Origin of the sequence: Enterobacter cloacae complex sp. I2 (assembly GCF_014896205.1) — a bacterium.
Taxonomy (GTDB): Bacteria; Pseudomonadota; Gammaproteobacteria; order Enterobacterales; family Enterobacteriaceae; genus Enterobacter; species Enterobacter quasihormaechei.
The window spans coordinates 15181-36039 of sequence record NZ_JADBRA010000026.1 but is presented as its reverse complement, the minus strand read 5'-3'; the positions used below and the strand labels follow the sequence as shown (position 1 = coordinate 36039).

At 56.5% G+C, this 20859-nt stretch carries 17 protein-coding genes, 2 tRNA genes, 1 pseudogene and 1 other annotated feature; of the genes and pseudogenes, 9 read left to right on the top strand and 11 right to left on the bottom strand.

Annotated features, from left to right (window positions below):
* Positions 1-60 precede the first annotated feature (60 nt).
* From IM300_RS20055 to IM300_RS20045, 3 genes are read left to right on the top strand one after another with little or no spacing between them, the layout of a single operon-like run.
* A complete protein-coding gene (locus IM300_RS20055; RefSeq protein WP_193038009.1) occupies positions 61-1146 on the top strand; it encodes an efflux RND transporter periplasmic adaptor subunit in 1086 nt (361 codons plus the stop codon).
* A complete protein-coding gene (locus tag IM300_RS20050) occupies positions 1146-4208 on the top strand; it encodes an efflux RND transporter permease subunit (RefSeq protein WP_193038007.1) in 3063 nt (1020 codons plus the stop codon). The genes IM300_RS20055 and IM300_RS20050 overlap by 1 nt, the downstream gene beginning before the upstream one ends.
* The gene (locus tag IM300_RS20045; RefSeq protein ID WP_063868378.1) at positions 4205-5170 is read left to right on the top strand and encodes an acyltransferase; all 966 of its coding nucleotides are present in this window, start codon (positions 4205-4207) and stop codon (positions 5168-5170) included. The genes IM300_RS20050 and IM300_RS20045 overlap by 4 nt, the downstream gene beginning before the upstream one ends.
* Here IM300_RS20045 and pagP read toward each other — a convergent pair.
* A complete protein-coding gene (gene pagP / locus IM300_RS20040) occupies positions 5167-5742 on the bottom strand; it encodes a lipid IV(A) palmitoyltransferase PagP (protein ID WP_131638281.1) in 576 nt (191 codons plus the stop codon). The two genes, IM300_RS20045 and pagP, sit on opposite strands and share 4 nt — an antisense overlap.
* A 256-nt stretch (positions 5743-5998) precedes the next feature.
* Between pagP and shiA the strand changes: the two genes are divergently transcribed.
* Positions 5999-7309 (top strand): shikimate transporter, encoded by a 1311-nt coding sequence (gene shiA / locus IM300_RS20035; protein ID WP_063868376.1) that lies wholly within the window; start codon positions 5999-6001, stop codon positions 7307-7309.
* Positions 7310-7390: 81 nt separating this feature from the next.
* Positions 7391-8845, top strand: a complete 1455-nt coding sequence (locus IM300_RS20030; protein WP_063450216.1) for an AMP nucleosidase — start codon at positions 7391-7393, stop codon at positions 8843-8845.
* A 131-nt stretch (positions 8846-8976) separates the two neighbouring features.
* Here IM300_RS20030 and IM300_RS20025 read toward each other — a convergent pair.
* A tRNA-Asn gene (locus IM300_RS20025) sits at positions 8977-9052 on the bottom strand.
* Positions 9053-9155: 103 nt separating this feature from the next.
* A pseudogene (gene emmdR, locus IM300_RS20020) lies at positions 9156-10639 on the bottom strand (multidrug efflux MATE transporter EmmdR).
* Positions 10640-10800: 161 nt separating this feature from the next.
* Here emmdR and IM300_RS20015 point away from each other — a divergent pair.
* A tRNA-Asn gene (locus tag IM300_RS20015) sits at positions 10801-10876 on the top strand.
* A 139-nt stretch (positions 10877-11015) separates the two neighbouring features.
* Here the strand turns inward: IM300_RS20015 and IM300_RS20010 are convergent.
* From IM300_RS20010 to dacD, 4 genes are all read right to left on the bottom strand, one after another.
* The gene (locus IM300_RS20010; RefSeq protein ID WP_063450218.1) at positions 11016-11351 is read right to left on the bottom strand and encodes a DUF496 family protein; all 336 of its coding nucleotides are present in this window, start codon (positions 11349-11351) and stop codon (positions 11016-11018) included.
* A 147-nt stretch (positions 11352-11498) separates the two neighbouring features.
* Positions 11499-12557, bottom strand: coding sequence for an FUSC family protein (locus IM300_RS20005; protein ID WP_193038003.1), 1059 nt, complete (start codon positions 12555-12557; stop codon positions 11499-11501).
* A gap of 91 nt (positions 12558-12648) precedes the next feature.
* Entirely contained in the window at positions 12649-13122 is a 474-nt protein-coding gene (gene sbmC, locus IM300_RS20000) for a DNA gyrase inhibitor SbmC (protein ID WP_193033669.1), read from the bottom strand.
* A gap of 117 nt (positions 13123-13239) precedes the next feature.
* On the bottom strand, positions 13240-14412 hold the full coding sequence (gene dacD, locus IM300_RS19995; RefSeq protein WP_146024376.1) for a serine-type D-Ala-D-Ala carboxypeptidase DacD: 1173 nt from the start codon (positions 14410-14412) through the stop codon (positions 13240-13242).
* A gap of 191 nt (positions 14413-14603) precedes the next feature.
* Between dacD and sbcB the strand changes: the two genes are divergently transcribed.
* On the top strand, positions 14604-16040 hold the full coding sequence (gene sbcB, locus IM300_RS19990) for an exodeoxyribonuclease I (protein WP_370552250.1): 1437 nt from the start codon (positions 14604-14606) through the stop codon (positions 16038-16040).
* Positions 16041-16162: 122 nt separating this feature from the next.
* Here sbcB and plaP read toward each other — a convergent pair whose 3' ends face one another.
* The 4 genes from plaP to IM300_RS19970 form a co-directional block, all read right to left on the bottom strand.
* Positions 16163-17521 carry a putrescine/proton symporter PlaP gene (gene plaP / locus IM300_RS19985; RefSeq protein ID WP_003859499.1) on the bottom strand — a complete coding sequence of 453 codons (1359 nt, stop codon included), beginning with the start codon at positions 17519-17521 and terminating at the stop codon, positions 16163-16165.
* Positions 17511-17573, bottom strand: coding sequence for a membrane protein YoeI (gene yoeI, locus IM300_RS22870; RefSeq protein WP_100245854.1), 63 nt, complete (start codon positions 17571-17573; stop codon positions 17511-17513). The genes plaP and yoeI overlap by 11 nt, the downstream gene beginning before the upstream one ends.
* A 219-nt stretch (positions 17574-17792) precedes the next feature.
* Positions 17793-18722, bottom strand: a complete 930-nt coding sequence (locus tag IM300_RS19975) for a LysR substrate-binding domain-containing protein (RefSeq protein WP_063868372.1) — start codon at positions 18720-18722, stop codon at positions 17793-17795.
* Between the two features lie 41 nt (positions 18723-18763).
* Positions 18764-19588, bottom strand: a complete 825-nt coding sequence (locus IM300_RS19970; protein WP_063868371.1) for an SDR family oxidoreductase — start codon at positions 19586-19588, stop codon at positions 18764-18766.
* A gap of 173 nt (positions 19589-19761) precedes the next feature.
* On the opposite strand from IM300_RS19970, the gene hisL reads away from it, so the two are divergent.
* Both hisL and hisG read left to right on the top strand, forming a co-directional pair.
* The gene (hisL, locus tag IM300_RS19965; RefSeq protein ID WP_099516347.1) at positions 19762-19812 is read left to right on the top strand and encodes a his operon leader peptide; all 51 of its coding nucleotides are present in this window, start codon (positions 19762-19764) and stop codon (positions 19810-19812) included.
* Positions 19788-19911: a sequence feature (His leader region), on the top strand. Its footprint overlaps the gene before it by 25 nt.
* A gap of 45 nt (positions 19912-19956) precedes the next feature.
* Positions 19957-20856 carry an ATP phosphoribosyltransferase gene (gene hisG, locus IM300_RS19960; protein WP_006811208.1) on the top strand — a complete coding sequence of 300 codons (900 nt, stop codon included), beginning with the start codon at positions 19957-19959 and terminating at the stop codon, positions 20854-20856.
* Positions 20857-20859 lie beyond the last annotated feature (3 nt).

Here is a 20859-nt window from a genome sequence, read left to right as displayed (position 1 = left end):
ATAGCGCCACCCCAGCATTGATGACGAAATAAATAAAACAATTATTATCAGGGGAATACTGTGAAGCGCTACGTCTCTCTTCTGCCCGCTGTGTTATTACTGCTGACGGCGTGCGATCCTAAACCCGATCGCGCCGCGCCCCTGCCGAAAATGGTAAAAGTCGCAGAGGTGGTGAAGGCCGGCAACGCGCAGCAGCGCGTCTTTCCCGCCCGCATCGAATCCGGCGACGCTACGGATCTCGCGTTCAAACGTGCAGGGCAGATTGAGACCCTGGACATTCGCCAGGGTGCCGTTGTCAAACAGGGGCAACGGCTCGCCAGTCTTAACGATCGCGAAGCCCGGCAGCGTCTGAACGACAGGCAAACGGCGGCAACCCTGGCGCAAAGGCAATTTGACCGCTTCCAGACGCTGGCGGGACGTCAGGCCGTGTCGAAGGCCGAGATGGATGTCCAGCGCGCCAGCCGCGATTCTGCAAACGCTGCGCTACAGATTGCGCGAGAAGAATTGAGCCAGATGACGCTCGTCGCCCCCTTTAGCGGGACAGCGGCCAGCGTCCATGTGCGAAATCATCAGGTCGTGTCAGCCGGCCAGCCCGTCGTTACATTGACCCGTACAGACCTGCTGGACGTGGTGTTCAGCCTTCCGGAAAATCTGTTTAAAACCTTCGATATCCGCAATGCGCAGTACAGACCGGTGGTGAGGATCAATGCCCTGCCCGGGCGCGAGTTCACCGCAGTGTACAAAGAACACTCGGGCAGTAGCGACAGCAACACGCTGACCTGGCAGGTGATTTTAACCATGCCCCGCCCGAATGATTTTCCCGTTGTGGGCGGCGTCAGCGGGACGGTCACGGTCAATTTAACCGACCTTCCGGCGGGCGTGGGCAGCGAGGCGCTGGTGGTGCCGGTTGAGGCGGTCTTTAGCCCGGATAACCGCCCGCGCAATGAGCCGCACGTCTGGGTGGTAACGGGCGAAGGCGAAACGTTGCACCTGGAAGATCGAAAGGTCAGCGTGGGACAAGTTAGCGCTGAGGGCATCGTCGTCGTCGACGGGCTTAAGGCCGGTGAACGCGTGGTGGTCGCAGGCGTGGGCGAGCTACACGCCAATCAGCCGGTACGCATCTGGACGCGTGAACGGGGACTGTAATGGATATCTCTCGTCAGTTTATCAGTAATCCGGTTCGCGTCTGGCTGACTATTCTGCTGCTGGGCGTGGGCGGCATTATTGCCCTGCTGAACATCGGCAGGCTGGAAGATCCGGCGTTTACCATCAAAACTGCGGTGGTGATCGCCCAATATCCGGGCGCGTCGGCGCAGCAGGTTGAGGAAGAGGTCACCCTGCCGCTGGAAAACGCGCTTCAGCAGCTCCCTTACCTCGACAACGTCAGCTCCATCTCCTCCAACGGCCTGTCGCAGATCACGGTCAATATTGCCTCGCGCTACCACTCAGATGAGCTACCGCAGATCTGGGATGAGCTGCGTCGCCGGGTGGGAGATGCCGCCCGACAGTTTCCGCCGGGCGTAGTCGCCCCGTTTGTGAATGACGATTTTGGCGACGTGTTCGGCTTTTTCTTTGCCATTTCCGGCGATGAATTCAGCAATCCGGAACTGGTGCGGTATGCCGAGCAGCTGCGCCGGGAGCTGGTCCTTGTGCCGGGCGTGGGCAAAGTTGCCATTGGCGGTGCCATCACCCAGCAGATTAACGTGGACATCTCTCTGACCAAAATGGCCGCCCGCGGGATAACGCTGAACCAGCTTTCTGCCCTGTTAAGCAGGCTGAACGTGGTCTCCAGCGCCGGAGACATTCCCGCCGGGACCGAGTCCATTCGCCTGCATCCTACCGGGGAATTCGAGAATATTGACGAGCTTGCCGATCTGATCGTAACCCCGCCCGGCGCTGGGGCGGCTACCCGCTTGCGGGATATTGCCACCCTGTCGCGCGGGCTGGATGCCTCCCCCTCCAGCATCTACCATGCTAACGGCAGAAAAGCCGTCACCATGGGCGTCTCCTTTATCCCCGGCGTAAACGTGATCGACGTGGGACATGCGCTGGAGGCGAAGCTTGAGCAGATGTCAGCCGAAAAGCCGGCAGGCATCCATATTGACCTGTTTTACGATCAGGCGGCGGAGGTCGGTGATTCCGTTAACGGATTCATCATTAATTTCCTGATGGCGCTGGCGATTGTCGTCGGTGTGTTGCTGATCTTTATGGGCGTACGCAGCGGGATCATTATCGCCTTTTCCCTCGCGCTCAACGTGCTGGGCACGCTGCTGATCATGTATCTTTGGGGCATTGAACTTCAGCGCATTTCGCTGGGGGCGCTGATCATCGCCCTCAGCATGCTGGTCGACAATGCCATCGTGGTTGTCGAAGGGGTACTGATCGCCCGGCAGCAGGGCTCACCCCTGCTGAGCGCCATTAACCACATTATTCGCCGTTCTGCGCTGCCGCTGCTGGGCGCGACGGTCATCGCCATCCTGGCCTTCGCGCCCGTCGGGCTGTCGCAGGACTCCACCGGCGAATACTGTAAGTCGCTGTTTCAGGTTCTGTTGATTTCGCTCATGCTGAGCTGGTTCTCTGCCCTCACCATTACGCCGGTGCTGATCAAATGGTGGCTGTTTAAACACGACGCTGCGCCGCCAGAGGCCGACAAAACGGACCCCTACGACAAACGCATCTATCGCATTTACCAGGGTTTGCTCAGGTCGCTGTTGCGGCGTAAAGCACCAACGCTGGTGGTGATGGCCGCGCTGCTGGCTGCCGCCATCTGGGGCTTTGGCTCGGTGCGGCAGAACTTCTTCCCCTCCTCCAGCACGCCGATTTTCTTTGTCGACCTCTGGCTCCCTTACGGTACCGACATTAAATGGACCGAGAAGATGACCGGCGATATCGAGAAAACCATCAACGGCCAGCCAGGCGTGGAAACCACGGTCTCGACGATCGGTCAGGGAAGTATGCGTTTTATTTTGACCTACAGCGGACAGCGCCAGTACAGCAACTATGCGCAAATCATGGTGCGGATGGATGACCAGCGTAACATCTCTGCCCTGACCCGCCACGTTGATGAGTACATCGCCCGGAACTATCCGCAGGTTAACGCCAGCACGAAACGGGTGATGTTTGGTCCTTCCGGCGACAGCGCTATTGAAGTGCGTATTAAAGGGCCTGACCCGGACAGGCTGCGCCTGATCGCCAGCCAGGTAGACAACATCCTCACGCGCGATCCGGCCACGGACAGCGTCAGGAACGACTGGCAAAACCGCAGCAAAGTGATCCGCCCGCAGTACGTTACCGCGCTGGGCCGCGAGCTTGGCGTGGATAAGCAGGACGTGGATAACGCACTGGAGATGAATTTCTCCGGCAGCCGGGCGGGGCTGTACCGTGAAGGCAGCGATCTGCTGCCCGTGGTGGTGCGCCCGCCGGAAAGCGAGCGGCTGGACGCCAATCACCTGAATAACGTCCTGGTCTGGAGCCAGACCCGGCAGCAGTATATCCCGCTGAGCAACGTCGTCAGCGGCTTCGCGCTGGAGTGGGAAGATCCGCTGATCCTGCGTCGCGACCGCTCCCGCGTGCTGACCGTGCAGACCGATCCCGACCCGCTAAGCCAGCAAACCTCCGGCGATATTCTCGCCCGGGTGAAGCCGCAAATTGATGCGCTCCCCCTGCCCCACGGCTACAGCATCGAGTGGGGCGGGGACGCGGAGAACTCCAGCGAAGCGCAGCAGGGGCTGTTCACCACGCTGCCGCTCGGTTATCTGGTGATGTTTGTGATCACAGTGCTGATGTTCAGCTCGGTGAAAAACGCCGTCGCTATATGGCTGACCGTGCCGCTGGCGCTGATCGGCGTGACGCCGGGGTTTTTACTGACCGGGATCCCCTTTGGCTTTATGGCGCTGATTGGCCTGCTGAGCCTGAGCGGGATGCTGATCCGCAACGGCATTGTGCTGGTAGAGGAGATTGAACAGCAGAAAGCGCAGCAGGATCAGCACAGCGCGATCGTTTACGCCGCCACCTCGCGCCTGCGCCCCATCCTGCTCACCGCCTTTACCACCGTGCTCGGGCTCGCTCCTCTGCTGCTGGATGTGTTCTTCCAGAGCATGGCCGTTGTGATTATGTTTGGACTTGGGTTTGCTACAATCCTGACGCTGCTGGTACTCCCGGTAATTTACGCGTGTTTCCATCGTAAGGACGAAGCTGAACAACAATGAATGCGACAGGGCTGAACATCATCAAGACGCTGGGCTGTATGACGGCGGTGACTTTCTTCACCATCTACAATACCTGGGATCGGTACGATTATGACTATCACTGGATCCTCGGCTTTTTAACGTTTATCTCGACCATCGCCACGCCGCTGTTTTTTGTGGTGGCGGGCTATCTGGATGGGCAATCCCGCCACGGCACCCGCTGGCAGCTTGATAAGATTAAAAGCCTGGTGATCGTCTTTCTGTTCTGGGTGACCATTTATTACCTGTGGGAGCCCTATCAGCGCGGGTATCTGATCCAGCCCTGGTTCGTGTTCGCGTTTATCGTGATTTACACATTTCATCCGGTGGTGGAGTGGCTCAGCCAGCGGCGAACGCTTTTCGTTGGGGTGATTGCTGCCCTGCTGCTTTTCTCCTACGGGTACGATTTGCTGTCAGCGCTCTATCCTGACGTACATGTCCTTTCGCTGTCGCCGCAGTATCGCCTTTGGACGTGGCTGCTGTTTTATCTGACGGGACAACTCTTTTGCGATCCGCACATCGCGGCGTGGATCGGCCGCAAAAACGTGGTCAGGGCAGCGGTGATTGCCATCCCGTTTATCTATCTGTTCACGTGGTTTTACGAGCGGCACTTCTTTTTTGCCCTGTTTAAAGCGGACAGAAACGCCTTTATCCTCACCGGATCGCAAATCTACATTCTGATTATCGCCCTGGTGATCGCGGCCAACGGCGTACGCTTTCGCCGCAATGCGGAGTTTAAAGAGTCCGTGCTGGCCGCCATTAGCAAAACGATGACCGGGGTCTATATTATGCACTACTCGGTGTTTCACCTGCTGACGGCGCTCATTCCGGTGACCTCTCTGAGCATCAAGCTGGCCCTGATTGTGCTCACCTTTATTACGTCGGTCCTGTTTTCGCTGCTCATCCTCTCCAACGCGGTGGCCAAAAAGGTCATTACCCTTTAAAAGCCCAGGCGCAGCCAGGCAAACAGCACGTTGCCGTTGTTGTAGGTGCCGGGAATATAGGTGAACTGGACGGTAACGCGCTTGTATCCGGCTGAGAACAGGGGAAAGATAAACGGCAGCGGTACGTAGTTAGCAAAGTCGTCGCGCGCGGTGATCCCCGCCGCGGCGCCCAGCCCCAGACGGAAATCTTTCGCGTTATCCAGATACCAGCCCTTCTCCCAGCCGTAGCCCATCGCGGGCTGCCACTCGTTGTGGGAATCTTTAAACATCATGGCGAAGAGCGCGCTCCAGTTGCCCTCGTCGTTGTAACGAGACACACCCAGCCCACCGCCCCACGGCATTTCGTTGTAGTTGTCTGTTTTCTCTTTGTCATACATGAAGCGGGCGTGCCAGCTCAGAAACGGCAGGTAGAGATCGTAACGCTCCGGCTGCTCCCAGGTCTGGGAAATATCGTCCGTGACCGCATCCCACCAGCGGTGAATGCGCTGTTCGCCATAGACTTTCGGCTCCGCATGCAGCGGCGAAACCACCAAAAACAGGACTACCCAGAGTGCAGGAAAGAGGCGTTGCATCGTTATTCCCTCAGCTTACGTCACGCAGCGATCACTATTACTGTAAACCATTCAGCCCTAACCGGAGCCAAACAGGCTGATTTATATTGGGCCCGGGTAAGATGAAATTTATTTATTCAGCGCTTTCAGGAAAGATAAAAACGTTTTCTCTGGCCGCCCGTCGCGGTAGTCTCATACCTTCCGTCACGATGACGGCCGCAATGTGAGTGACCTTTTCTTATACCAATAATTAAAAATCAGTACAGACAGGACAACTATGGACTCCACCCTCATCTCCGCTCGCCGCAGCGAGGAGACGCCTTCGCTGAACCGCGCCCGCCGCGCCGCTTTAGGTAGCTTCGCAGGCGCCGTCGTCGACTGGTATGACTTTCTGCTCTACGGTATTACCGCTGCGCTGGTATTTAACCGCGAATTTTTCCCCCAGATTAGCCCCGCCATGGGCACGCTCGCCGCGTTTGCCACCTTTGGCGTCGGTTTTCTGTTTCGTCCGCTGGGCGGAATTATTTTCGGCCACTTCGGTGACCGCCTTGGCCGGAAACGGATGCTGATGCTCACCGTCTGGATGATGGGCATTGCCACCGCGCTTATCGGTATTTTGCCTTCCTTTGCGTCGATTGGCTGGTGGGCCCCGGTGTTGCTGGTGACATTGCGCGCCATTCAGGGCTTTGCCGTCGGCGGTGAATGGGGCGGCGCGGCATTGCTGTCCGTGGAAAGCGCGCCGAAGCACAGGAAGGCGTTTTACAGCAGCGGCGTGCAGGTGGGTTATGGCGTGGGGCTACTGCTTTCCACCGGGCTGGTGTCGCTCATTAGCCAGCTCACGACAGACGAGCAGTTCCTGAGCTGGGGCTGGCGCATTCCGTTTATCTTCAGCATTGTGCTGGTCATCGCGGCCCTGTGGATCCGAAACGGCATGGAAGAGTCGGCTGAGTTTGAGCAGCAGCAGCGCGAAAAACCGGTCGCGAAAAAAAGGCTGCCGGTGATGGAAGCGCTGGTGCAGCACCCTGGCGCTTTTCTGAAAATCATCGCCCTGCGCCTGTGCGAACTGCTGACCATGTATATCGTCACCGCCTTCGCCCTGAACTACTCCACCCAGAACCTCGGCCTGCCGCGTGAGCTGTTTCTGAACATTGGCCTGGTGGTGGGCGGGATCAGCTGCCTGACCATCCCCTGCTTCGCCTGGCTCGCAGACCGGTTTGGCCGCCGCCGGGTTTACATCACGGGCGCGCTTATCGGCACGCTCAGCGCCTGGCCGTTCTTTATGGCGCTGGAGGCGCAGTCGGTGTTCTGGATCGTCTTCTTCGCCATCATGCTCGCCAACATCGCCCACGATATGGTGGTGTGCGTGCAGCAGCCGATGTTTACCGAGCTGTTCGGCGCCAGCTACCGCTACAGCGGCGCGGGCGTGGGATATCAGGTGGCGAGCGTGGTCGGCGGCGGGTTTACGCCGTTTATCGCCGCCGCGCTGGTGACCTTCTCCGGCGGGAACTGGCACAGCGTGGCGATTTATCTGCTGGCAGGCTGCCTGCTCTCCGCCGCGACCGCCCTGTTCATGAAGGAAACGCGCTAGGCCGATCTCCTCACTTTAGTTTCACGGGCGTGTGACATACTATCGGGTATTGCCGCACACCTGTGGAACAAGGAGACAGACATGAATAATAAGGGCTCCAGCCTGACCCCGGCTCAGGCGCTGGAAAAACTCGACGCGTTGTATGAGCAATCCGTCAACGCACTGCGCAGCGCCATCAGTGAATATATCGAAACAGGGAAACTTCCCGATGAAAAGGCCAGAACTCAGGGCCTTTTTGTTTATCCATCGCTCTCTGTCACCTGGGACGGCAGCGCCAGCAGCAATCCGAAAACCCGCGCCTATGCACGTTTTACCCACTCCGGCTGTTACAGCACGACCATCACCCGCCCTGCGCTGTTCCGCCCCTACCTGGAAGAACAGCTCACGTTGCTGTATCAGGATTACGGTGCGCATATATCCGTGGAACCGTCGCTGCACGAAATCCCTTACCCGTACGTGATTGACGGCTCGGCGCTAACGCTGGACCGCTCCATGAGCGCGGGGCTGACGCGCCACTTCCCGACCACCGAGCTTTCGCAGATTGGCGACGAGACGGCGGACGGAATTTATCACCCGGCAGAATTTTCACCGCTCTCGCACTTTGACGCCCGTCGCGTGGATTTTTCGCTGGCGCGCCTGCGCCACTACACCGGCACCCCAGCCGAGCATTTCCAGCCGTTCGTGCTGTTTACCAACTACACCCGCTACGTGGATGAGTTTGTTCGCTGGGGCTGTAGCCAGATCCTCGATCCGGACAGCCCTTACGTCGCCCTGTCCTGCGCGGGCGGGATCTGGATCACCGCTGAAACCGAAGCGCCGGAGCAGGCCATTTCCGACCTGGCGTGGAAAAAGCACCAGATGCCGGCCTGGCACCTGATCACCGCCGACGGCCAGGGCATTACGCTGATTAATATTGGCGTTGGGCCGTCGAACGCGAAAACCATCTGCGACCACCTGGCGGTTCTGCGCCCTGACGTCTGGCTGATGATTGGCCACTGCGGCGGCCTGCGCGAAAGCCAGCTGATTGGGGATTACGTTCTCGCCCACGCGTACCTGCGCGACGACCACGTCCTTGACGCGGTTCTGCCGCCAGACATTCCTATCCCGAGCATCGCGGAAGTCCAGCGCGCCCTGTATGACGCCACTAAAGAGGTGAGCGGTATGCCGGGTGAAGAGGTGAAGCAGCGCCTGCGCACCGGCACGGTGGTCACTACCGACGATCGTAACTGGGAACTGCGTTATTCCGCCTCCGCGCTGCGCTTTAACCTCAGCCGCGCGGTGGCGATCGATATGGAAAGTGCCACCATTGCGGCGCAGGGCTACCGCTTCCGCGTCCCTTACGGCACGCTGCTGTGCGTGTCCGATAAACCGCTGCACGGCGAGATCAAGCTGCCGGGCCAGGCGAACCGTTTTTACGAAGGGGCGATCTCAGAGCATCTTCAGATTGGTATTCGCGCTATAGATTTACTGCGTGCCGAGGGCGATAAACTGCACTCCCGCAAGCTGCGCACCTTTAATGAGCCACCGTTCCGCTGATAACAAGGACACATCACGCACACCACTCACCCGGCCTGGGATTCGTAGGTCGGGTAAGCGGAGCGCCACCCGACAAGTTTACCGAACGCAGAAAAGCAAAAAGCCTGCTATAAAAGCAGGCTTTTCAAATTTGGCTCCTCTGACTGGACTCGAACCAGTGACATACGGATTAACAGTCCGCCGTTCTACCGACTGAACTACAGAGGAATCGTGTGAACGGGGCGCATATTATCGATGCGCCCTGAGGATGTCAAAGGGTGAATGCAGATTTTCAATCGTTTGCCGATTTATTCTCCACTTCGCGCAATTGTCAGGCGTTTGCGGTTTCCGAAACCGCCTGTTCCGCTTTTTTTCGCGGATATTTCCATAGCCAGCGTCCGCTCACCATGCGCCAGTAGAACAGCGCGCCGCGCACGGCCCAGTCAAGGAACATCCCCAGCCAGACGCCGACCACGCCCATGCCTAGCATCACCCCCAGCGTGTAGCCCGCCACGACGCGGCAGCCCCACATGCCGAGCATAGAGACCCACATGGCAAAGCGGGCGTCGCGCGCCCCTTTCAGCCCGGCAGGAAGTACCCAGGACGCGGCCCAGATCGGCATAAACGCCGCGTTGAGCCAAATCAGCACCTTCACAACCTCTTTTACGTCGTTTTCGTGGGTATAAAACGAGGCCATCAGTCCGGCAAACGGCGCGGTGCCCCACGCAATCGCGGTCAACCCGATGGTTGAAAGCCAGAAGACGTGGCGAAGCTGCCGTTCCGCCTGCCCTATCTGCCCCTTGCCGAGGCGTTTACCGGTAATAATGGTCGACGCCGAGCCCAGCGCGTTACCCGGCAGGTTAATCAGCGAGGCGATGGAGAAGGCAATAAAGTTGCCGGCGATGACGTCGGTGCCCATCCCGGCAACAAACATCTGCGTCAGCAGTTTCCCGCCGTTAAACAGCACGGATTCGATGCTGGCCGGGATCCCGATGCCCATCACTTCCCAGATAATGGCGAAGTTAAGCGGACGGAAATAGCTTTTCAGCGTCAGGCGTAGCGACGGCGTGATGCCCGCCATGAGGACGCCAATGATCGCCGCCGCACCAATATAGCGGGAAATCGTCAGCCCTAAACCGGCACCGACAAAGCCCAGGCCATCCCAGGAGAAGACGCCGTAAATCAAAACGCTGCTGATGATAATGTTCAGGATGTTCATCCCACCGTTTATCAGCAGCGGAATTTTGGTATTGCCTGCGCCACGAAGCGCGCCGCTGCCAATCAGCGCGATGGCTGCCGCCGGATAGCTCAGCACCGTCATTTCAAGGTAGGTGAGCGCCAGCGCCTTCACCTCACCGGTCGCTTCGCCGGCGACGATATCGATGATCTCTTTCCCGTAGTAATGAATGACCGCCGCGAGAGCGATCGAGAAAATCGTCATGATCATCAGCGACTGTCTGGCCGCTTCCCGGGCGCGTTTCGGATCGAGTTTGCCGAGGCTAAACGCTACCACCACCGTCGTCCCAAGATCGATGGCGGCAAAGAAGGACATCACCACCATGTTGAAACTGTCCGCCAGCCCTACCCCGGCCATCGCTTCTTTGCCGAGCCAGCTCACCAGGAAGGTGCTGAGAACGCCCATCAGCAGGACGCAGGTAATCTCCAGGAAAATAGGCACGGCAAGGGGGGTGATTTCACGCCAGAACAGAACTCGATAACTTTTACGTTTGGCATACCAGGGCGTGCGCATAATCGCCTGGCGTATGGGTGCGGTGACGTTCAAAATGGACCTTAGCGAGAAAGTTGAAACTCCATTTCAAATGATGGGGCAGAAATGCATATCCTGCAAAGTATTTTCCATTAAATTATGTCTGAAATGGCAACAAAATGACGACAGAATCATCAATCAGTCACTTTTGCCTAAGATGAGGTTTGACAAAAGTTTTTTCGCCGCTAAGATAAGCCTCCACAACGATTCCTCTGTAGTTCAGTCGGTAGAACGGCGGACTGTTAATCCGTATGTCACTGGTTCGAGTCCAGTCAGAGGAGCCACATTTAAAAAGCCTGCTTTCAAAGCAGGCTTTTTGCTTTTCTGCGTTCGGTAAAATTGTCGGGTGGCGGCTACGCCTTACCCGACCTACGGAATCGCAGACCCGGTAAGCGCAACGCCACCGGGCAACAGATTGCGCGATTACTCGCCTTTAGCGTCGACGTTTTTGATTTCGCCCATCACCTTCAGCTTTTTGGAGATATCGCGACGCTCTTTGGACAGCTCAGCATTTTTGATGATGTAGTCATCAACGCGATCTTCGTAATCGCTCTTCATGCTGGCGATGATGCCCTGAATAGCTTCAACGCTCATCCCCGGCTTGATGTAGTCGCTCAGGTTGTCCAGCAGCAGGACACGTTTCTGGTTGTCACGGATCTTCTTCTCTACGTCCTGGATTTCACGCTGTAGCTTGTTTTTACGGCGGAACAGGCGGACGAACTCCAGAACATCCTGGAACGAAGGCTTAATAGTTTCCATTTTTACACCCCTGATAATGTGAGATTCGGATTCGTTAAGGCAACCGTTTTAACAGACAGCGGCTGCGAATGACAATGAGTATATCGTTTAAAACCATCATAACCCTAATTGCTGCTGAATCGAAGCAGCAGGCATCACGTACGCTTTTTATTTGCGCAGTGCCCGGCAAATCAGCTGCGATAATAATTCCAGCTGTCGTGCCAGCTCCATACTCAGCCAGACATAGCCGTGGATGGGCGTTTCCGCCACATTGTCGGCCTGACGCTCATTCATCAGCTGTTTCAGCTCGGCGACGATTTCGTTCAGCCGCTCGCTGTTTGCCCGTATGGGCTGTGGATTCCCTTCGTAGAGCGCATGGGCGATGGTCAACAGGGTTTGCTGCGTCATCTGCTGCGTCTCTTTCAGCGTATGCGCGTTGAGCATCAGAAAGTGGCTGGGGCGTGAAGCCCAGTGGGCATTGATTTGCAGTTCAAGCATACAGACCAGATTACGGCTGACCGTCTGAATGGCTTCAAAAATGGCTTTCTGGATATGCGTTTCTTTGCTTGCCGGGGTAATCAACCCGCGCATTTTGACCACGTCACTGAGGATTTTTTGCAGGTGCTTTTCCAGCCGCGGGCGTTCGATCAGATTCGGCGAAAACCCGGCCTGGTAGACGCGGTTAAATGCCGTGACGTAGTTTGCCATCTGAATACGCCAGTGCAGGAAGGCGCGCTGCGGCCAGATGCCGGTAAACAGCATGGCGAGCAACGAGCCGAGGATCACGTCCCCGCTTCGCCACAGTGCCGTAGTCATATCGCCCGCCGGCGCGCCGACCACAACCGCAAGCGTTATGCCAATCAGTAGCGCCTGATACGGCCTCTTGCCCAGCGCCAGCCACCCGCAAAGAAACATTGCCCCCGCGCACCACAGCAACATGATCGGGAATGAAATCAGCTCCAGCTTCAGGGCGATAAGCCCAAGCGCCGAGCCTAAAACGGTGCCGCCTATGCGTTCGAGGGCACGAGGAACCACGTTCCCCCAGAATGAGATCGGCCCCATCACCACCACCAGCGTGATCAGCGGCCACGTTCCTTCCGGGATATCCAGCAAACGAACCAGTACGAAGGTCAACACAAACGCCAGCGCAATGCGGCAACCGTGCACCACGCGATAATGTTTGTATAACCGAATTTCAAATGGGGTTAATGACTTGTCGGGGCGCACACCCGTCTCCAGCTTTACGGCAAACCACAATTGTACTGTGTTTTGAGGCGGGTGGATCGCATCCGCCTCAAAAACCCTGCTTTTCGCAGGCTTATCCCACCTTGTGTTCTACCGGTACAAACATCTCAATGTCCCAGTAGCCGTCTGCATTGCCATCATTCAGATAACGTTCGAAGCACGGTTTTGGCGCAATCTGGTAGGTGTTGTCCTGGAGAAGGGAGTTGAAGAACTGGTTCCAGGGGGTGGCAAAATCATGATTTTCCACACGGGCAGCGGCGATAGCATAATCCCCGGCAGCGATTTCGGTCATCATCACCCCTTCGCTGTTCTCAGGAACAGTGAAATCATCAGGGACCGTGACGGCGGTATCGCAGCGGAGCTTTTCCGCCGGCACGTCATCCGGGTTGTCGTAATAAACGGCTACCCATTCCTGCGGCTGAATATGACGCCCGTCTACCCACATCACGAGCTGTTCGAACCCCTGCTTGACCGTTTTTTCCCACGGCCCCACGAGATGAAAGCCTGCGATTTTACGTTTCTGTTGCTGCCTGACGCTGTAGTCCATGCTGCCTCCGTTTATCACTGTATATACATACACTATAAAGCAGAATCGCGATTATCGGCAAACCGGGAATGTTGATTATGCGAGCAGACTCGCAACACTGCCAGTCTGCCCGAAAGGTTAGAGCTTATGATGCAGATAATCGCCGAGACGGGAGAAAAGGCCGCCCTTTTCAACGCTTTCCAGCGTAACCAGAGGCCAGTGCGCAACCACCTTGTCGCGATCGTACAGCTGGATCTCCCCTACCCGCTGGTGCGCGGCAATCGGCGCTTCCAGCTCTTTTTTATCCATCACGTATTTTGCCTTGATATTCGGCACTTCCGTTTTGGGCAAGGCCAGCCAGAAGTCCTGATCCGTGCCCAGCGCGATCTGCTCTTTATCGCCGTACCAGATACGTTCGGTACCCACTTTTTTGCCGTTATGCAGGATCTGCACCGTATCGAAATTTTGCTGTCCCCAGTGCAGCAGCTTGCGCGCCTGATCTTCACGCCCCTTCGGGCTGTCTGCGCCCATCACCACCGCAATCAGCCGACGCTGACCGTCGACCGCGGAGGCAATCAGGTTGAAGCCCGCGCCCGACGTGTGCCCCGTTTTCAGGCCATCCACGTTCATGGTCTTATCCCACAGCAGCCCGTTACGGTTCTGCTGGGTAATGCCGTTCCAGGTCAGGCTTTTCTCGCTGTACATGTGGTAGAACTCAGGTTCGCCGTGAATGATGGCACGGGAAAGCACGGCGAGATCGTAGGCGGAGCTGTGCTGACCCGGTGCATCCAGCCCGTGTACGGTTTCGAAGTGGGTATCGCGCAGGTTCAGCTTTTCGACGTAGTCATTCATCATTCTGACGAACTGCGGCTGACCGCCCGCCACGTGATCCGCCAGCGCTACGCAGGCGTCATTGCCGGAATCAACAATCAGGCCGCGGCTGAGATCGCGCACGGAAACCCGGTCGCCCTCCTTCAGAAACATCAACGATGAACCGTCAAAGACCGGATTGCCTTTCGCCCAGGCGTCACGTCCGACCGTCACAATGTCATCGGGGCTGATACGGTGGCTATCAATGGCGCGATCGACAACGTACCCCGTCATCAGTTTGGTCAGGCTCGCCGGATTGCGCTGCTGATGTTCGTTGCCCGCCGTTAAGATTTGACCCGTGGTGTAATCCATCAATACCCAGGATCCTGCCTGAATGGCAGGCGGCTGAGGTGAAAAATCCAGCGGCTCGGCGGCCAGCGCGGATGAAATACTCGAAGCGAGTAAAGAAACAGCAATAAACAGACGGCGTTTCAACGGTATATCCTCAGGTCAGTAAAAATCGATGACCTTTTTACGGCAGTTCTGATGTCGTTACCTGCCTTAATTGCAAAAAAATGTGACAATGCGCAAATTTTTCTGGAACAGATCTCGCAAATTTCTTGTCTGACCGTGCTTTTTATTCGGACTGCTCACCCCAATCGTTTACCATAGAGACGTCAATTTTTAACAGGATGAGATTACTGGTGTCTGACTCTGCCGCGCGCCCGACTTTTTTGTTCCACGATTACGAAACCTTTGGCACCCATCCGGCGCTGGACCGACCGGCGCAGTTTGCGGCTATCCGTACCGATGAGGAATTTAACATCATCGGCGAACCCGAGGTGTTTTACTGCAAGCCCGCCGATGACTATCTACCGCAGCCGGGCGCGGTGATGGTGACGGGCATCACGCCTCAGGAAGCGCGGGATAAAGGCGTTAGCGAAGCGGAATTTGCCCGTCGCATCCACGATTTGTTCACGGTGCCCAATACCTGCGTGGTGGGTTACAACAACATCCGCTTTGACGATGAAGTGACGCGTAATATCTTCTACCGCAACTTCTACGATCCGTACGCCTGGAGCTGGCAGAACCGCAATTCACGCTGGGATTTGCTGGATATCATGCGCGCCTGTTATGCGCTGCGCCCGGAAGGGATTCACTGGCCGGAGAACGACGACGGATTACCGAGCTTCAGGCTCGAGCACCTGACGCGCGCCAACGGTATCGAGCACAGCAATGCCCACGACGCGATGGCAGACGTTTACGCGACCATCGCTATGGCGAAACTCGTCAAAACCGCACAGCCGCGCCTGTTTGAGTATCTGCTGAGCCACCGCAGCAAGCAGAAGCTGATGACGCTGATTGATGTGCCGCAGATGAAACCGCTGGTGCATATTTCAGGGATGTTCGGGGCGTGGCGCGGGAACACGAGCTGGGTAGCGCCCCTCGCCTGGCACCCGGATAACCGTAACGCCGTCATCATGGTGGATCTTGCCGGGGATATCTCCCCGCTGCTTGAGCTTGACAGCGACACCTTGCGTGAACGGCTGTATACGCCGAAAGAGGCGCTGGGTGACCTGCCCGCTGTACCGGTTAAACTGGTGCACATCAATAAATGTCCGGTGCTGGCCCAGGCCAATACGCTGCGCCCGGAAGACGCCGACCGGCTGGGGATTAACCGTCAGCACTGCCTCGATAACCTGAAAGTGCTGCGCGACAACCCGCAGGTGCGCGAGAAAGTTGTCGCCATTTTTGCCGAAGCAGAGCCGTTCGTGCCGTCTGAAAACGTGGATGCGCAGCTTTATAACGGCTTCTTCAGCGACGCCGACCGCGCGGCGATGAATATCGTGCTGCAAACCGACCCGCGGAATCTGCCCGCGCTGGATATCACCTTTGTGGACACGCGCATTGAGAAGCTGCTGTTTAACTACCGGGCGCGCAACTATCCCGGCACGCTGGATGAGGCTGAGCAGGAGCGCTGGCTACAGCATCGACGCAACGTCTTTACCCCGGAATTTCTCAACAGCTACGCTCAGGAGCTGGAGATGCTTTACGGCCAGTATGAAGGGAATGCCGAGAAACAGGCGCTGCTGAAAGCGCTATACCAGTATGCGCAAGAGCTCATCTGAAATGCAGAGATAAAAAAACCGGAGACCATCGTCTCCGGTTTTTTTTGCCCGGTGGCGCTTCGCTTACGCGGGCCTACGGGGTATTCAGGTCGGGTAAGGCGTAGCCGCCACCCGACACAGTCTTACGCGACGTCTTCGTACTGAGGAACCGGGTTGCGGAAGCTCTTCGTCACGCAGGCCAGGTAAACCAGGCCGATACCTGCCCAAATCAGGCCAAGCACCATTGAGCTCTCTTCCAGGTTAACCCACAGCGCGCCCACGGTCATAGCACCACACATCGGCAGGAACAGATACTGGAAGTGGTCTTTCAGCGTCTTGTTACGCTTTTCACGGATCCAGAACTGAGAGATCACCGACAGGTTAACAAAGGTAAACGCCACCAGCGCACCAAAGTTAATCAGCGCCGTTGCCATCACCAGGTCAAAGTTAATCGCCAGCAGCGCGATCGCACCGACCAGAATGATGTTCATCGCCGGGGTACGCCATGTTGGATGCACGTAGCCGAAGAAGCTTTTCGGGAATACGCCATCGCGGCCCATAACGTACATCAGACGCGCAACGCCTGCATGCGCGGCCATACCGGACGCCAGTACGGTGATGGTGGAGAAGATCAGCGCGCCGACCTGGAACGCTTTACCCGCCACATAGAGCATAATTTCCGGCTGAGAAGCATCCGGATCTTTGAAGCGAGAGATATCCGGGAAGTACAGCTGGAGGAAATAGGTCGAGAAAATAAAGATCAGGCCACCAATCAGCGCCGTCAGGAAGATTGCACGCGGAATCACGCGCTCTGCATCTTTCGTTTCTTCAGACAGGTTGCTGATACCGTCAAAACCGGTAAAGGAGAAGCACAGAATCGTCGCCCCGGTAATCATCGGGATCACATGCGCATCACCAGACCAGAACGGCTTGCTGCTCGCCAGAGTGCCCGCGCCTTCGCCGTGGAACACACCGTAAATCACCATGCCGAGGATCACGGCAATCAGTACAACCTGAAGCACAACGATAACGGAGTTAAAGTTGGCAACGGACTTGATGCTGCGCAGGTTAAAGGCCGTCATAAAGGCCACCAGCGCCACGACGAACATCCAGGATGGAATCGATGGCACCAGCGCTTCAAAATAGATTTTTGCCAGCAGAATGTTGATCATCGGCGCGAACAGATAGTCGAGCAGCGAAGACCAGCCCACCATAAAGCCGACCGTCGGGCTGATGGATTTCTGGGCATAGGTGTAGGCGGAACCGGCAGACGGATAGCGGCGCACCAGTTTACCGTAGCTGAGCGCGGTAAAGAGGATCGCAATCAGTGCAAAGCCGTAAGCCGTCGGCACATGACCGTCCGTGAGGCCTGATACGATACCGAATGTATCGAACAGCGTCATCGGTTGCATATAGGCAAGGCCCATCATGACAACCGGAATCAACGTAAGCGTTTTACGTAATTCCACGCGAGAGGTGTTTGGAGTTGCGTTATGCGACATAGTTAATCTCCTTTACGGTGATAACCGCCACGTAAGCGAAAAATTGCCCCATTTCTTTCTTCCTCAGCGACAACAACTGTCGGATTTTAGTAAGTATCTATCCGGTACGAAGCCCGGCCTCTTGGTTTTTAGTTTCGTTTCGTACATGCAAAAAAAAATAACCGACGCCTTTTATATCGTCGATTATTTATTTGTTTGCAGCGGCGGCATTTTGCCCTATTCAAGATACAAAAGGCAATACATTGAGAAACGTGCCCATAAAATAATTTTTCTAACTGGTTGATTTACCATCATCTGCCTGAGTGTAAACTGTCGCGATAGCACTATTTGCTAAAATTTCGTCTCGCCACCAGGCGCTGGCAAGCCCGGCGGTTTGTTCATTCCAGCCTACCCATACCGATTCGTTACTGCTCTGCGCTAAAACCTGTTTTTCCACCAGCGCGCCGCTTTCTATAAACCGCTGGGCTAAATAACGGGGAAGGTAACCGCACCCGAGGCCGCTTATTTGCAGCTCCAGCTTGGTTTTAAAATCAAAAACGGTGATGGCCTCCTGCTCATCCAGAAGCTGCGATGAAATACCGCACTCGGGACGCGAGCTGTCTCCCACCACAATGGCGCGATGGTTTTTGATGACGCGTCTTGAAACTGGCTCCGGTTCATTTGCCAGCGGATGATGAGGCGCAACGGCAAAAATTTGCTCCAGCACGCCCAGCCGGGCGAAACCAAATTCACTCAGTTGAGGAGGCTCGTGCAGGGCTCCAACGATAATATCCGCTCTGCCCTGCGTCAGGGCGTCCCATGAACCGCCCAGCACGCCGTTGATAAAAACCAGACGCGTGACGCTATGGCGCTGATAAAAAGCCTCGATAAGCGGGGTAAGCAGTGAAAAAGGGAAAGTATCATCAACCCCAATCACCAGCTCGTTTTCCCAGCCCTGGTGAAGCTTAACGGCCTGCTTTTCCAGCTCGCGCACCGCATGCAGCACGTCACGCCCTTTTTCCAGCAGCATCTGCCCTGTACGGGTGAATCGCGCGCGATGCCCGGAACGGTCAAGGATTTGGATATTAAGATCGCTCTCAAGCTTTTGCACGGTATAGCTCAGAGCCGAAGGCGTTTTATAGAGCTTCGCCGAGGCGGCGGCAAAGCTCCCCTCTTTTTCAAGCGCATCCAGAATAACAAGAACATCCAGCAGCGGTTTCATCTTCGCCCCCTTGCGGTGTGCGATTGTCTCCGCTGATGCAGTTATTCCATGGGCATAACCAGCGGATCGGGATACTGATACTCAAATCCCAGTTCATGGCAAATACGATTGCCATCAATAATTTTGCCTTTGCGTTCCCCCTGCGCATCACTGAACACCGGCGGCGCCAGGCCAAGCTGGCGGGCCATCAGCGGATAAAAGGTGCTGCGCGCCGGGTGTGAAGGCGCACATATATTATAGATGTGCCCCCCTTTCGGAGCCTGTAAAAGCAGTTCTATTGCGCCGACAACATCTTCAAGATGCACAAGGTTAACCCCGTGCTGACCATCCGGCGCGGATTTACCGGCAAAGAAGCGCCCCGGATGGCGCCCCGGCCCCACCAGCCCGGCCAGACGTAATATATCCACCTGCGTGCCGGGCAGATTGTGCAGCCAGTCTTCCAGCTCTTTCAGTACCCGGCCGCTGGCGGTCACCGGACGGCGCTCGGTGTTCTCCTTCGCCGTACCGTCGATATCGCCATAGACGGAGGTCGAGCTGGTAAAAATGATACGCGGAATATGATGCGCCAGGGCGCTGTCGACAATCTCCTGCACCGCCTGCAAGTAAAACGTCTCGCCCGGCCCGCTGCGTCGCGCCGGTAAGGTTATGACCAGCGCATCCACATTCATCAGTTCGTCCAGCTCGTCGGTATCGCAGATAAGCTCGGGTTCGAGGCGCAGCTCGACACCGTCGATGCCGCACATGCGTGCCGCTTCAACTCCATCTCGGGTGGTCTTACTCCCTGTCACCTGCCAGCCTTTCGCGGCTAATGACATCGCCAGCGGCATTCCTAACCACCCTAACCCGACAATCGCGACCTTTTTCATGTACATTCTCCGCTTAACTACCCCTGTTATAAGGCTACGCCAGCCTGGTGGAACGCACAATTCATACCATCAATATGAAATGAATTAATGATCAAAAAAAGCCCTTGCTTTATGGCGTATAACTGGTTTAGGTTAAAAGACATCAAATGCATAAGCATTCAACGAGAATTTATATGACACGCGTTCCTTTTAAAAACCACCATCATCACCATCATCCTGACTAGTCTTTCAGGCGATGTGTGCTGGAAGACGTTTGGATCTTCCAGTGGTGCATGAACGCATGAAAAAGCCCCCGGAAGATCATCTTCCGGGGGCTTTTTTTTGGACCGCATTCAGACAGGTTAAAACAGGTTAACGAGGAACACAGAATGTTAGATAACTCACGTTTACGCATAGCTATTCAGAAATCAGGCCGTTTAAGCGACGATTCACGCGAACTGCTGGCCCGCTGCGGGATTAAAATCAACCTGCACACCCAGCGCCTGATTGCCCTGGCTGAAAATATGCCGATCGACATTCTGCGCGTACGCGATGACGATATCCCGGGCCTGGTGATGGATGGCGTCGTTGACCTCGGCATCATCGGCGAAAACGTACTGGAAGAAGAGCTATTAACCCGCCGCGCGCAGGGCGAAGATCCCCGCTACTTTACCCTGCGTCGTCTGGACTTCGGCGGCTGCCGCCTGTCGCTGGCCACGCCGGTCGATGAAGCCTGGGACGGCCCGGCCGCGCTGAACGGCAAACGTATCGCCACCTCTTACCCCCACCTGCTGAAGCGTTACCTCGATCAAAAAGGCGTGCAGTTTAAATCCTGTCTGCTGAACGGCTCCGTTGAAGTAGCGCCGCGCGCGGGCCTGGCCGATGCCATCTGTGACCTCGTCTCTACCGGCGCCACGCTGGAAGCGAACGGCCTGCGCGAAGTGGAGGTGATTTACCGCTCCAAAGCGTGCCTTATCCAGCGCGACGGTGAGATGGCCGAGGCCAAACAGCAGCTCATCGACAAACTGCTGACCCGCATTCAGGGCGTGATTCAGGCGCGTGAATCCAAATACATCATGATGCATGCGCCAACCGAGCGTCTCGAGGAAGTCATTGCCCTGCTGCCGGGCGCAGAGCGCCCCACCATCCTGCCGCTGGCGGGTGACCAGCAGCGCGTGGCGATGCACATGGTCAGCAGCGAAACCCTGTTCTGGGAAACCATGGAAAAACTGAAGGCGCTGGGCGCAAGCTCCATTCTGGTGCTGCCAATTGAGAAGATGATGGAGTAACGA